The sequence below is a fragment of the Mucilaginibacter gynuensis genome (genome assembly GCF_039541195.1).
Classification (GTDB): Bacteria; Bacteroidota; Bacteroidia; order Sphingobacteriales; family Sphingobacteriaceae; genus Mucilaginibacter; species Mucilaginibacter gynuensis.
The window spans coordinates 1-13,248 of record NZ_BAABFT010000027.1 but is presented as its reverse complement, the minus strand read 5'-3'; the positions used below and the strand labels follow the sequence as shown (position 1 = coordinate 13,248).

General features: G+C 42.5%; 13 protein-coding genes. 4 read left to right on the top strand and 9 right to left on the bottom strand.

The features are described 5' to 3' along the window. Positions 1–58: 58 nt before the first annotated feature. Positions 59–703 (bottom strand): hypothetical protein, encoded by a 645-nt coding sequence (locus ABD894_RS27030; RefSeq protein WP_345214226.1) that lies wholly within the window; start codon positions 701–703, stop codon positions 59–61. 48 nt (positions 704–751) lie between these two features. Further along, positions 752–1,522 (bottom strand): hypothetical protein, encoded by a 771-nt coding sequence (locus ABD894_RS27025; protein WP_345214225.1) that lies wholly within the window; start codon positions 1,520–1,522, stop codon positions 752–754. 132 nt (positions 1,523–1,654) lie between these two features. On the opposite strand from ABD894_RS27025, the gene ABD894_RS27020 reads away from it, so the two are divergent. Beyond that, positions 1,655–2,449 (top strand): DUF3050 domain-containing protein, encoded by a 795-nt coding sequence (locus ABD894_RS27020; RefSeq protein WP_345214224.1) that lies wholly within the window; start codon positions 1,655–1,657, stop codon positions 2,447–2,449. Here ABD894_RS27020 and ABD894_RS27015 read toward each other — a convergent pair. Next, entirely contained in the window at positions 2,444–3,277 is an 834-nt protein-coding gene (locus ABD894_RS27015; protein WP_345214223.1) for an aminotransferase class IV, read from the bottom strand. The genes ABD894_RS27020 and ABD894_RS27015 overlap by 6 nt on opposite strands. Before the next feature lie 96 nt (positions 3,278–3,373). Then, a complete protein-coding gene (locus ABD894_RS27010) occupies positions 3,374–4,411 on the bottom strand; it encodes an RluA family pseudouridine synthase (RefSeq protein WP_345214222.1) in 1,038 nt (345 codons plus the stop codon). A 144-nt stretch (positions 4,412–4,555) separates the two neighbouring features. Between ABD894_RS27010 and ABD894_RS27005 the strand changes: the two genes are divergently transcribed. Continuing rightward, positions 4,556–5,443, top strand: a complete 888-nt coding sequence (locus tag ABD894_RS27005; protein WP_345214221.1) for a 1-aminocyclopropane-1-carboxylate deaminase/D-cysteine desulfhydrase — start codon at positions 4,556–4,558, stop codon at positions 5,441–5,443. Positions 5,444–5,465: 22 nt separating this feature from the next. Here ABD894_RS27005 and ABD894_RS27000 read toward each other — a convergent pair whose 3' ends face one another. From ABD894_RS27000 to kaiC, 5 genes are all read right to left on the bottom strand, one after another. Further along, positions 5,466–5,978, bottom strand: coding sequence for a hypothetical protein (locus tag ABD894_RS27000; protein WP_345214220.1), 513 nt, complete (start codon positions 5,976–5,978; stop codon positions 5,466–5,468). A gap of 325 nt (positions 5,979–6,303) precedes the next feature. Beyond that, a complete protein-coding gene (locus tag ABD894_RS26995) occupies positions 6,304–7,965 on the bottom strand; it encodes a PAS domain-containing sensor histidine kinase (RefSeq protein ID WP_345214219.1) in 1,662 nt (553 codons plus the stop codon). A gap of 4 nt (positions 7,966–7,969) precedes the next feature. Beyond that, positions 7,970–8,287, bottom strand: a complete 318-nt coding sequence (locus ABD894_RS26990) for a circadian clock KaiB family protein (protein WP_345214218.1) — start codon at positions 8,285–8,287, stop codon at positions 7,970–7,972. Positions 8,288–8,297: 10 nt separating this feature from the next. Next, a complete protein-coding gene (locus ABD894_RS26985) occupies positions 8,298–8,582 on the bottom strand; it encodes a circadian clock KaiB family protein (RefSeq protein ID WP_345214217.1) in 285 nt (94 codons plus the stop codon). Positions 8,583–8,609: 27 nt separating this feature from the next. Beyond that, complete coding sequence (gene kaiC / locus ABD894_RS26980) at positions 8,610–10,325, bottom strand: circadian clock protein KaiC (protein ID WP_345214216.1); 1,716 nt, start codon at positions 10,323–10,325, stop codon at positions 8,610–8,612. Positions 10,326–10,712: 387 nt separating this feature from the next. Between kaiC and lat the strand changes: the two genes are divergently transcribed. Together lat and ABD894_RS26970 are read left to right on the top strand one after the other, a co-directional pair. Beyond that, the gene (gene lat / locus ABD894_RS26975; protein ID WP_345214215.1) at positions 10,713–12,044 is read left to right on the top strand and encodes an L-lysine 6-transaminase; all 1,332 of its coding nucleotides are present in this window, start codon (positions 10,713–10,715) and stop codon (positions 12,042–12,044) included. Between the two features lie 200 nt (positions 12,045–12,244). Continuing rightward, a complete protein-coding gene (locus ABD894_RS26970; protein ID WP_345214214.1) occupies positions 12,245–12,685 on the top strand; it encodes a hypothetical protein in 441 nt (146 codons plus the stop codon). Positions 12,686–13,248 lie beyond the last annotated feature (563 nt).

The window sequence follows — 13,248 nt, the reverse complement described above, 5'->3', positions numbered from 1 at the left end:
TGGCCAACATCGTTCTGCACGCTTTCACCCGAAGCTGTTTGCTGACGGGTAAGATGGCTTATTTCTTAATCAATTTTTCCTGATATTTATTAGCCAGTTGCTTGGTATGGCGTAACACTTTACCGGCTTTCTTTTCAACTACGGCTATGCCTTTATTTTGCGCAATCCCGCCATCTTCATATTTTTCAATTTCGGGGAGCGAAACCACCAGCTGCAATAATGTATATGAATCATCAATAGAGGTATTCTGATGCTCGATGGCATTGATAAGCGATTGGAAACGCTTTGTTTTATCGGTGTACCCGGATTGGCTCTGTTTTATAATGGCGAGCATCTTTTGCCTAAGCAAAGTATCTGATATTTGTTTTGTAGCATCAACGGCTGATGTATAGTATTCATCTGCCTTTTCGTAATATGCTTTGAACTTTTGGATCGTGTCGGCTTTAGCTTTTTTAAACCCGGCCAATTCGTCTTCAAACTTACTTAACGAGCTATCCTTCCCGGCTATATCTCTGTAAATTGCCGTCATCAGGTTGGAATCTGAAACTCTTTTACTAATAAACACATCCGAAGATTCGTCTTTTAGCGCCGCCGGTATATTTTCAACATCGGTGCTATCTGCTGTTTTTTGTTTGCTGTTACACGCCAGGCAAACGCAAACTACCAGTATCGGAAGTATAATTAATTGTGACAGGTTTTTCATGCCTAAATATAGCATTGCAAAACTTCATCTGCAATTAACAGATGCAAATTAGGATGCTTTGCCTTCCATTATGTCGTCATCCAGTCCTTCATCAAATTCATTGTACAAAGGCAGCACAAGGGCATCCTCCCCATGTCGTCTCTTTTTGCGGAACGAGAAGGTATTAAGCTTGTAGATGAATAAAAAGATAAGCGAAGTAGCTATGGCGCCGAAGGTATGCCATAAAAAATGGGTGCCTATTGGTATAATGGCCCATGTATCAATAATACGGAAGAACAGCGCGAAACCAAAAGCTATAAAAGCCCCCGCGACCAGCCACACATTTCTCCATCTTGTTTTTATAAGCACCATTAGCAACGGCAATACAATCATGAGCACCATTACGCCGTAGTTAACACTAAACATAATATGCTTATCATACGCCAGGTAAAGCTGGTGCAGGCCAAACTCTATCAGCCCGAAAGCGATTAAAGCGACTATACCGTAAATACGTTTCCCGGTTGCTATTATTAAAAAGTAAACACTGGCCAGCAGGCACAGCACAGCGATAGGCACCCAATCCATATACATAAAAAAGCGCCACTGCCTGAAAGCGTGATATACCGTACCACCCACACAACCAATGAGCAGCATCCACGATGCTACACTGAGGAAGATATAACGCTTATCAAAACCTTTAAACTTAATGAGCCAGTAAAACGCGGGGATCAGAAATAAACCAGATGTTATCATGTTCCAGGGCTCGGGAAACAGGTGAGCCATATTGGTTTCGGTATATAAGGCTGCGCCATCAGGCGGAAGTATATTAAGTAGCAGCATGTAAATTGTGGTTTGTTAGTATAACAGTATTTCAAATTAAATGTTGGCACAGCTTGGTTAAAAAAATTTAACAATAAAAAGATATCAACAAACCAAAATGCTGTTACTTTTGCCGGATTATTAAAAAACAGCATGATTAACAGCCCTTACATTGATCGTTTAAAAACTGAAATACAACCACTGCGCGACCAGCTTACCGGCCACGCTTTGTATGCCAACATCAGCACCATTAACCAGTTGAACCTGTTTATGGAACATCATGTATTCGCTGTTTGGGATTTCATGTCGCTGTTAAAATCGTTACAGCAAAAACTTACCTGCACCGCCGTACCATGGATACCCGTGGGCAGCGCCAATACCCGTTACCTCATCAATGAAATTGTAACCGGCGAAGAAAGCGATGTTGACGAAGCTGGCAATCGTACCAGTCATTTCGAGTTATACCTTACCGCTATGGAGCAGGCTGGTGGCAATATTGAGGGCATTAAAACCCTGCTTGCTGAACTAAGCACCGGCAAAACCATTAACCAGGCGTTAACTGATGACGCAATACCTTATACCGCGCGCGATTTTGTACGCCACACCTTTGAGGTGATCGGCACCGGTAAAGCCTATTTAGAGGCAGCGGTATTTACTTTTGGCCGTGAGGACCTGATACCGGACATGTTCATCAGTATGGTGAAAGAACTGAGCCAAAGCCTGCCGGGCAAAGTAGATATATTATTATATTACCTGGAACGCCATATTGAAGTTGACGGTGACCATCACTCACAACTGGCCTACCAGATGACTGCCGAACTTTGCGGCACCGACGAAACCAAATGGGCCGAAGCTACCAAAGCCGTTAAAGCCGCCTTACAGGCAAGAATTGATCTTTGGGATGGTATACTGGCCGAGATTACTGAAGATAGTACGGTATCGTTATAGTTTATTCAACTCGTCCATCAGCGCCTTGCTTTGGCGATTAAAGTAGCGCCTCACGCCAAAGCCCATTACCGATTGTATACCACGCCCGGCATTGGTTAAAAATACCTCATCGGCCTCGTACAGTATTTCGGGATTGATCTGCGCTTCGGTGATGCCTATGTTATTCGCTTTGGCAATATTGATGATCACCTGCCGCATTACTCCCTCTACACAGCCCTCGCTTAAAGCCGGGGTATAGAGGTGATCTTTGTAGTTTACAAACACGTTTGAGCTGCTGGCCTCGCACAAATACCCTGCCTGGTTAAGCAAAAACACATCATCAAGGTTGTTTTGCTGTTTGCATAGGCCCGCCATTACGTAGATGAGCGAGTTGCAGGTTTTGATATTCGACAAATAGTTAGATGGCTTAGGCAGATCGGTAAAGATATCCATGATCAAACCTTTCGGATTCAGGAAATACCTTGGCTCATCCAGGGGCTGCAATTCGAGGCAATAGCCCATTTTACTGGTGCTGGGCGCATACAAACCCTCGGCGTCGCGGTATACCGTTAGCCGTATACGGGCATGTTTCGCTTTATTACGAATGGCCAGTTCCTCTACCTTATTTTTCAGGAACCAGGCATCCATTTGCGAATAACCATCAATTTTAAGCGCCTTCATTCCCCGTTGCAGGCGATCGGCATGCAGGTCGGCAAATTTCAGCTGTCCTTTCATCATACGCATGCTCTCAAACAAACCATCGCCATACCTAAAACCACGGTTGGCAATAGTAAACACCTTACTATCCGCAGGTAGTATTTCACCATTAAAATTGATAAAAACAGGCATTGTTAAAGGTAGAAATTAGTTTAAGATTTAGTTTGTGATTGTGGCTTTGTATTAATTTTTCGGTTATAATACGTTAATTTTATACCTATTTAACGCTTATACTTCCTTATCGGTATTGGTGTATTTGCGCCATTTAGCCAAAACGCTTTCAAAATCCTGTGGCAGAGGGGCTTCAAAATGGATATATTTTTTGGTGGACGGATGCACAAAACCCAGGGTTTGGGCGTGCAGCGCCTGCCTCGGCATCAGCTCGAAACAGTTCTCAACAAACTGTTTGTATTTACTAAACACGGTACCTTTTAATATTTTATCGCCGCCATAAGTAGCATCGCTAAACAAAGGGTGCCCAATCTGTTTCATGTGCGCGCGGATCTGGTGGGTGCGGCCGGTTTCCAGCTGGCACTCAATCAGCGTAACATAGTTTAATCGCTCCAACACTTTATAATGCGTTACAGACCATTTGCCTTTCTCCGGGTCATCATAAATTGACATCACCCTCCTATCGGCCACGCTGCGGCCAATGTAACCTGTAACGGTACCATCCTCCGGCAGATCTCCCCATACCAGCGCGATGTATTTACGGGTAATGCTATGGTCAAAAAACTGGCGGGCGAGGTAGCTCATACTCCGCTCGTTCTTGCTTATCAGCAGCAAACCCGATGTGTCTTTATCAATACGGTGCACCAGTCCCGGGCGGCCATCGTTACCCGGCAGTGTCGGCAATTGCTGAAAATGATATACCAGCGCGTTAACCAGTGTGCCCGTGTAATTATTATAACCCGGGTGCACTACCATACCGGCATTTTTATTCACTATCAGTACATCATCATCCTCGTAAACAATATTGATGGCGATGTTTTCCGGGTATACCTCGGTATCACGAGGCGGGTGCGGCAATACCACCGAAATTACATCCAGCGGTTTTACCTTATAGCTCGATTTAATGGGCTTATCATTCACCAGCACATTACCCAGCTCAATGGCGTTTTGTATACGATTGCGCGAAGCATTCTCCACACGGTGCATCAAAAACTTATCAATACGTAACAACGACTGACCCTTATCAACCACAATCCGCAGGTGCTCGTACAAGTCCTGCTCTTCCTGTTCTATCAGTTCATCTTCGTTTGCCATTTGCGCAAAAGTAAGGTTATTCCTGATAAACGCATAGCGTTTAAGAGTACAGAAATAAGAGTCAGGAAACAAGATCGTATTGCGTCCTGTATCTTGATTCTTAACTCTTGTATCTCACCCAGTAGTTTTTTATAAGTTTGCAGTATGGATATCAGCCTCGAAATTTTTAGCCCGGTGCAGCAAATTCATCATGAGCTGTTTAAAAGCCGTGAGGTAGAAGTTTTTGTAAAGCGCGACGACATGATTCACCCGCTGATATCGGGCAATAAATGGCGTAAACTGAAGTACCTGTTGAAGAAGTCGCAGGCCGAAAACAAAAGCCACCTGGTAACATTCGGCGGAGCATTCTCTAATCATTTGCTGGCAACGGCTGCCGCTGCTGCAAAATTCGGGTTTAAAGCCACGGGCATTGTGCGGGGCGAGGAAGTAGAGAACGATACCTTGTTTTTGTGCAAGCTACACGGCATGCAATTGTTATTTACCGACCGGGACAGCTATCGCGATAAACCGGCCTTGTTCGAAAAGTATTTTGGCTGTGACAGCGATGCCTTTTTTATAGATGAAGGCGGGGCATCCGCCGAAGGCGCGCAGGGTTGCAGCGAACTGGTAACCGAACTTGACCAACATTTCGACCATATTATTTGCGCCTGCGGAACAGGAACAACAGCCGCCGGAATTATCAACGGCCTGCAACAACACGCACCCGATACCCGGTTTAATGCCGTCCCCGTATTTAAGAACGGCGAATTTATGCGCGAAGAGATCGACCGTTTTTTGCTAAGCCCTTCCGGATATCAGCTGCATACCGATTATCATTTTGGCGGCTACAGCAAAACCAAACCGGAATTGATTGATTTCATCAGGCAGTTCACTGCATCAACCGGCATATTAATTGAGCCTATTTACACCGGCAAAATGTTTTACGCATTGTTTGACCTTATTGAGAAAGGCCAGTTTAAGCCCGGCAGCCGCATACTCGCCATACATACCGGCGGGTTGTGGGGGATATTAGGGATGCGCGATAAGTTTTGAATGGTGAAACTTCAGCGTGTTGTCAGATAGCCACACGCTTAATACTGCGTTTAGCCAAAAATGCGTTAACCGGTTTCTTATCGCCGGTTTCGGAAAAAATAATGACCAGGCTTTTCTGCCGTTTGTAATAAGTGAACATGGTAAGGTTTTTTAATCTGAAATTACTACGGCCTGTGTTTTTAACAATCCGTAAAGCCCTATCTGCTTTAGCATCGGTATCAAACCCTATACTGATGAGGCCTAAGTGGAGGTCTTCATCATCTTTAATAGCCCTGAATGAAGAATACTCTACGAAACAAAAATTGCTGAAATACCTTGTCTTGAAATCTTTATTAAGCAGGTTCACAAATTTGGGGATCGTTGTGCGCTTATCTTCAAACGTGTAGCCATCGCCTATGTCCGATTTAAAATCGTCAACCACCGTTTTAAGTATATCTGTTTTGCAGGTATGCTTAACACCTTTGCTGTTAACAATGGTTTGGGCATTTGAAAAACCGAATACCAATATAAATATGAATGTAACAAGAAATCTCACAGGTAAGGATATTAATTTTTAGTTTATAATAGTGCCCTAAAAGTAATGAAAGCTTTTATTAATTCATTCGCATGGCTCTAAATACTTTACAATTGGTTGTTCATTATGTTCGTTCGATATAGTTTTTAGTTAATAATCGTGATATATTGGACAATATTTCACACTAAATTTCACACATTATTATTGCCAATATTGTCCATCACTTTTTTGTGCGGAGGTTTGCGAGATAGTTAAATTATCGCAAACCCGACTTTATCGGGTATGGAAGTTTACGGATTTTATAGGCAATTTATTTCCGGAAAGAGAGGAGAGAATGTAAAAACGCTTATAAAGGCAAATCGAAATAAAAGGTAGATCCTTTTCCTAACTCGCTGTCTACACCAATTTTACCTTTATGAGAATTAATAATTTCGGTAGATATATAAAGACCCATGCCAAGACCGCTGGCCATGAATTTCATATCCTCAACCCGATAAAAACGCTCGAACACCCGCCCTATTTCTTTTTTCGACATACCAATACCGAAATCAGTTACGGATACCCGCAAGTAGCCTTGCAAGCGCTCGGTTGTTATGATGATCCGTTTATCGTCCTGCGAGTACTTGACAGCATTATTTATAAAATTCATCACCACCTGCTCCAGTCGTTCTGCGTTACCTGAAATGATAATATCCGGTTGTACATTTTCGTAAAAGATATTATCAGGATAAATATGGCGGGCATTTTCAATACAACTTGCAAGTGCCTTTGATATATCGAAGCGTTCAAACTGATACTCTAATCGCCCAGCTTGTATTTTACTTACATCCAATAGGTCGTTAACGAGGTGCTGCAATTTATTTGAAGCCAGGTTGGCCTTTTCAATATAAGTTTTTATTGTTGGCGGCAGCACATCCTTTTTATAGGTGCCAAGTAACTGAAGATAGCCCTTTAAACTGGTAAGCGGAGTTTTTAACTCATGGCTCGCGATACCGATAAATTCATCTTTCCGCTGCATCTGCTGCTTTTGTTCCTCAATATCGGTTGCAGTGCCCACCCATAAAATAATGTGGCCAGCCTCATCCCATAGTGGTATAGCCCGGTTAAGGTGCCAGCGGTAAGAGCCGTCTGTACCTTTGCGGTAACGGTTTTCTACCTCGAAGATATTGCCGGATTCAATAGCGGCATTATACTTTTGGTTGGTGATCTCCAGATCGTCTGGATGTACAATGTCCTCAAATTTGTATTCCCGCTCGTGTTGCAAATCAAGCCCGGTATAATCATACCACTGCCTGTTGTAAAAATTCAATTCGCCGGTGGGCAAACTCGTCCACGTCATTTGTGGTATATTATTGGCAAGCAACTTAAAATGTTCGCGACTGATGAGTAATTCGCTGGTACGTTCTTTTACAATATCCTCCAGTTCATCATTCATTTTTTCGGCAGCGTTGTGCGCAATTGCCAGCTCGTCATTTTTTAACTGCAATTGCTTTTCTGCATTCTTTTGTATGGTGAGATCGGTTAATATTAGGCTTAACGCCATACCTTCATCCAATTCAAGCGCGTTGCACGATAAAAGGCAGGGAACTATTTCACCCGTAATGGCAGTAAGGTTTATTTCTTGTTTGCAATCCTCCTCCCAGCCATTACCAATCACCCTGGCAAATTTATCTAATTCATCATCTGAAATAAATCTGTCGAATGTTGTGCCTGCTACTTTTTCTAAGGGAGAGCTTACCATAGCGGCAAAGCGCGAATTACTATAGAGTATAACACCCTCGCGGTTAAGTGTAACCGCGCCTTCATTCATTTTCTCGATAAAAACACGGTAAGTTTGGTCGGCGGTTTTAAGCGTGTAAAGCTCATGTCCGTTTTCTCCTTTTAAAACAAACGCATCAACCTGCCCTGTACGAATTGCCTGTATAGTATCGTTCGCCTCCTCCAGTTGTATACGAAGGTCAGCCATTTCGGCCAGCAGTTCTTCTGTTGTTAATTTAGCCTGGTCCATATATTTAGCCATTTTGTAAACCAAGCCCCTGCAAAACTTTTTCAGTATCAGACATGTCGCCAATAAGCCTTCGTTCCTGGCCAGGTGATTTTTTTATAAGCATTGGCAAAGCAATAATCTGCTCATCTTCAGCAACAGTGGGCTGCTGATGAACATCAATAATTTCCAGCTCATATTTGTCTTTTAAATACGTTTCGCAAATTTCTTTCAAATTAGTTATTGCACGCGACGAGTTAGGGGAAGCACCTGTTACAAACAAACGTAATAAGTAAACATCTTTTACAGGCTGGTGATCATTGGGTATTTCCTCTTGCTCGGTCATTTAATATTAATTATGCTGGCCTTATATCTAAACCTACCAGAACCTTTTCTTCATTTGACAGGTCGCCTATAATTTTGCGTATTGGTTCCGGAACTTTGCGTACCAGCGTAGGGATAGCGAATATTTGATCGCCCTCGGCTAATTGCGGTTGCACCAAAAGATCTATCACCTCAATTACATATTGCCCCTTCAAATATTCTTCACAGTATTTTTTAAGATTAGACAATGCAGCAACCGATTTTGTTGTATTGCCGGCAACATATAATCTTAATTCATATTTTTTAACTTCAGTCATTCGTATTTTGTTTCTATTCCTTTTAATTTAACCCTTATCATTACGCCTCATTTGGGTAATTTCAGTACGGGTTTTATCAGCTACGTTCTTAATTAATTCTTCTTCCTCGTAAACCTTGTTCAGTTCTTCCTCAACCGATTCAAACTCCGTTTGCAAACTCGATATTTTGGCTTCCAATACTTTGCGTTTGCGCAATATTTCCCTGTCTTTTCTGCTAACGGCATGGTCACGCAGCACTTCGCCGGTTTGTTCCTGCAACATCTGTGCTTCACGTGCTGATCCTGTCAGTATTCCATCCGGTCCTAAATAAACATCCACCAAATCGAGACCCTTATCGGTAATCACAAATTCTCTTACCTGGTTAGAGTGCTTCATTCCGCGCGATTTCATGATATACATTCCGCGGTTCCGCTCACCGTTGTATTCAATATCCCTCACCAGCAACCAGGCATCCACCAATGATGATACTCCTTCGTCGGTTTGTTCGTTAACAATGTTATTTAAGCTTAAGGCAGTGAACATTACCGTGACCTGTTCTTCCTGTAAAAAATCTATCAGCCGTATCAGCATAGCTTTAACTTCACTTACTGAACCTACGGTGATTAAATTGGTGATAGGGTCTAAAATAATAGCCTCGGGTTTAAACGACTTTATAACTTTATACATAGCCACGAGGTGCATTTCTAAACCATATAAAGTTGGGCGCGATGCGAAAAATTTCAGCGTATCATTGTCAACGTATTGTTGAAGATCGACACCAATAGAATGCATGTTCCGGATAATCTGCTTAGGCGATTCTTCAAAAGCGAAATAAATACATTTCTTCCCTTGCTTACAGGTTTCATTGGCGAAATAAGCGCCAATACTGGTTTTGCCGGTTCCCGCCGTGCCCGATACCAATATGCTGCTGCCTTTAAAAAAGCCCTGGCCGCCCAGCATTTTATCTAACGCAGGTATGCCCGACGAAACCCTGTCAGACGATACCGGTTTTTCCAACTTTAATGAGGTTACCGGTAATACAGAAATCCCTTCCTCATCAATTAAAAACGGATATTCATTGGTACCGTGAACAGATCCCCTGTATTTTACTATCCTTAACCTGCGGGTTGATATTTGATTGATCACCCTGTGGTCGAGCAAAATCACACAATCTGATACATATTCTTCCAAGCCCTGGCGGGTTAGTTTTCCTTCGCCGCGCTCGCCGGTAATAATGGCGGTGACACCTTTTTCTTTCAGCCAGTGAAACAGCCTGCGCAATTCGGCGCGCAGCAAGGCCTGGTTAGTAAGGCCCGAAAATAAATTTTCCAGCGTATCCAATACCACCCTTTTAGCGCCAATGCTATCAATAGCGTAATTGAGCCTGATAAATAAACCATCCAAATCGTATTCGCCGGTTTCTTCTATCTCGCTGCGATCAATATGAACATGATCTATCTTTATCTTTTTTTCGGCCTGTAACTTGTCCAGATCAAACCCTAATGAGGCTACGTTCATGGCCAGTTCATCAGCTTTTTCTTCAAAAGCCATAAACACGCCCGGCTCGTCAAACTCCATAGCGCCGCGCACAATAAACTCTATCGACATTAAGGTTTTCCCACAACCTGCGTCTCCGCAAACCAGTGTTGGGCGACCCAACGGGATACCTCCTCCTGTAATTTCGTCTAATCCGTTTATTCCTGTAGGCGTTTTTGGTAAAAGCGGGTGGCTGGATGGCGGCACAGTATTTACAATTTTACTCATTTAACAATATTTACTTACTTATGCTTTGCTAAAAACAACTTTGTCAATATCAAGAAATTACAATCACAAATCGGATTGATTTGTTTTTAAAGATCGAAATTTTACAAACAATGAACTGATCAACACGGGCAAATTGCAATATTCGTGACAACGTCAAATTTCTAACACTGCAATGTAACAACATTCTTTCGTTCTAAATAAAATATTATACAACTGTTATAATTAACGATAGCTGCCTTAGTTTACAGTAAATATGTACAGCAACCCGAAAACTGACTTATACTATTGTATGTTCAAAGATATATTGCTGAAGTGTTTAAGAAAGTTCAAAACCCTTAAACTTTGTTATTTACCCGTTTTTGTTAGATTTGTGTAAACCCGAATTATATGTACCAGTTGCAAATATCTCCCGAAAATGTGCAGGCCACCTTGCAAAAACATATCCTGGCCGATGGTTTCGACCTTACCTTTGATATGGAAAAAAGCCAGGGGGTATATATTTATGATGCCAAGAATAAACGTACCCTGCTCGATTTTTTTACCTGTTTCGCTTCGGTGCCTTTGGGTTATAACCACCCCAAAATGCTTAACGATGATGAGTTTAAAAAGAACCTCATGCTGGCGGCATTAACCAACCCATCAAACTCGGATATTTACACCACGCAGTATGCGCAGTTTGTGGATACGTTTGAAAAGGTGGGCATTCCTGATTACCTGCCCCATGCCTTTTTTATATCTGGCGGAACCCTCGCTATTGAGAATGCCCTCAAAGTGGCTATGGACTGGAAAGTTCAAAAGAATTTCGCCAAAGGATACAACCAGGAAAAAGGACTAAAAGTATTGCATTTTGAACATGCTTTTCATGGCCGTTCGGGTTATACGCTTAGTCTTACCAATACATTGCCGGTTAAAACCAAGTGGTATGCCAAGTTCGATTGGCCGCGGGTATCGTTCCCTGCGGTAACATTTCCGCATAGCGATGAAACACACGCCGATCTTTTAAAACGGGAGGCTAAATCAGTCGCCGAGATCAGACAGGCGTTCGAGGAAAACAAGGATGATATATGCGCCATAATTGTAGAACCCGTACAGGCCGAAGGCGGCGATAACCATATGCGCAAGGAGTTTGCCGAGCAATTGCGCCAACTGGCCGATGAGTATGAAGCCCTGTTGATTTACGATGAAGTGCAAACGGGTGTAGGCCTTAGCGGCAAGTTTTGGTGCCACGAACATTTCGGGGAAAACGCGCGCCCGGATATTATCGCTTTTGGTAAAAAGATGCAGGTATGTGGTATACTGGCAGGCAAGCGTATTGATGAGGTAGAGCAGAACGTTTTTAAGGTTTCATCGCGTATTAACTCAACCTGGGGCGGCAGCCTGGTAGATATGGTAAGGGCGACAAAAATATTAGAAATAATATATGAAGATAACCTGTGCGACAATGCCGCGCAATCCGGTAATTACTTACAGCACGAATTAGCTAAAATAGCCACCAAAACATCGCTCATCAGCAACATAAGAGGCAAAGGATTACTCACCGCTTTCGACTTCCCCGACAAGGAAACCCGCAATAACTTTATTGAAAAGGGTATTGAGCACAACGTAATGTTTTTAGGCTGCGGCGAGCGTACCATACGTTTCAGGCCGGCGCTTATTATAGGTACAGATCATATTGATGAGGGCCTCAGCGTATTAGAGAAGGTTATTAATATTATGTAAAACTGTAATAATATTGCTACAAGAATGCGTTTTTGACACAATACAGGCTTTTTTTAATCAAAAATATACTATTATCGTTTAATAACGTTTTAGTTTGATATTAATACGCTGTTATACAGGTATTGATGCGGTGTGGAATATTGTTTTTGCGCTTTATGCCATACTGAAATTTTTGATGCAGCTACCTAACGCATACTATCATGAGCAAACAAATTGAAAAACTGAAAAAGCAATTAGCCGAGATTTCGGAGGTTGTAAATACATTTAAATCTGAAGCGGTACAGGTACGCATAGCCGAAAAGCTATTCGACGTACTGATTGATGCCGACCGTGCCGAACACGAAAATTCGGATTACCTGCTTAAAAAGAGCCGTCGTTTTAAAGAGAACGGTCACGATACTGACGGTGCTGCACACCGCAAAAAACCGGGCGCTACCAAGGTACTGAACCAGATACTGGCTACCGATTTTTTTAATCAGCCCCGTTCAATTGCTTCCATAGCCGAGTATTGTAAGGAAAAGTATGATTCGGATTTTAAAACATCCGAGCTATCAGGTATCCTGCTTAAACTGGCCAACGAAAATAAATTGCGCCGCGAAAAAAGTCGTGATAATAATAGGTTTGATTATATTAAGGTTTAATCATCGGGCAACCCACAACTGTATCGCTTTCTTCTCCCTTAGAAATGTAATAAGATATCTTCTTTACTGATTTTACCGCTGAGGTAAGGAGTTTTTCGCGGAGTTCGGGGAGGAATGATTGGTAAAAGACTTGCTTCCCCATCTGTCATCCGACCGTAGGGAGAGATCTTCTTCACACTGCATGCCTGCTCCTTATTACAATACAGAAGATTTTTCGCTATCGCTCAAGAGAGTAGTTTCTCCTCGTACCAATTTAACGATGCATTCAAGAGAGGGTCGCCCAGCGAAGCATAGGCGGGTGAGTTCTCGCCATGCAAAAGCACTACCCTAACATACCCCAAAAAAATGCGGCATCGTAAGGAACGGGTAGCACTATCCTTGCCAAAGCAGAAACTTTAATAGTTCCTTGCGCAGCCGCGACTTTTCTTTTTTGGTTCTTTTTTCTTTTGAGAGAAAGTGGCTGTTGCACAACTAACACAATGTTGAAAAGACATTAATAATGAAAGGCGAGGTGTTTCTTATCTTGTAATATGCAAGGGAAGAAAAGCCACCAGGAAAAGTTG

What these genes read in the sequence shown, in the direction of transcription:
- ABD894_RS27030 (WP_345214226.1), bottom strand. Translation starts at nt 703, where the DNA reads ATGAAAAACCTGTCACAATTAATTATACTTCCGATACTGGTAGTTTGC.
- ABD894_RS27025 (WP_345214225.1), bottom strand. Translation starts at nt 1,522, where the DNA reads ATGCTGCTACTTAATATACTTCCGCCTGATGGCGCAGCCTTATATACC.
- ABD894_RS27020 (WP_345214224.1), top strand. Translation starts at nt 1,655, where the DNA reads ATGATTAACAGCCCTTACATTGATCGTTTAAAAACTGAAATACAACCA.
- ABD894_RS27015 (WP_345214223.1), bottom strand. Translation starts at nt 3,277, where the DNA reads ATGCCTGTTTTTATCAATTTTAATGGTGAAATACTACCTGCGGATAGT.
- ABD894_RS27010 (WP_345214222.1), bottom strand. Translation starts at nt 4,411, where the DNA reads ATGGCAAACGAAGATGAACTGATAGAACAGGAAGAGCAGGACTTGTAC.
- ABD894_RS27005 (WP_345214221.1), top strand. Translation starts at nt 4,556, where the DNA reads ATGGATATCAGCCTCGAAATTTTTAGCCCGGTGCAGCAAATTCATCAT.
- ABD894_RS26995 (WP_345214219.1), bottom strand. Translation starts at nt 7,965, where the DNA reads ATGGACCAGGCTAAATTAACAACAGAAGAACTGCTGGCCGAAATGGCT.
- ABD894_RS26990 (WP_345214218.1), bottom strand. Translation starts at nt 8,287, where the DNA reads ATGACCGAGCAAGAGGAAATACCCAATGATCACCAGCCTGTAAAAGAT.
- ABD894_RS26985 (WP_345214217.1), bottom strand. Translation starts at nt 8,582, where the DNA reads ATGACTGAAGTTAAAAAATATGAATTAAGATTATATGTTGCCGGCAAT.
- kaiC (WP_345214216.1), bottom strand. Translation starts at nt 10,325, where the DNA reads ATGAGTAAAATTGTAAATACTGTGCCGCCATCCAGCCACCCGCTTTTA.
- lat (WP_345214215.1), top strand. Translation starts at nt 10,713, where the DNA reads ATGTACCAGTTGCAAATATCTCCCGAAAATGTGCAGGCCACCTTGCAA.
- ABD894_RS26970 (WP_345214214.1), top strand. Translation starts at nt 12,245, where the DNA reads ATGAGCAAACAAATTGAAAAACTGAAAAAGCAATTAGCCGAGATTTCG.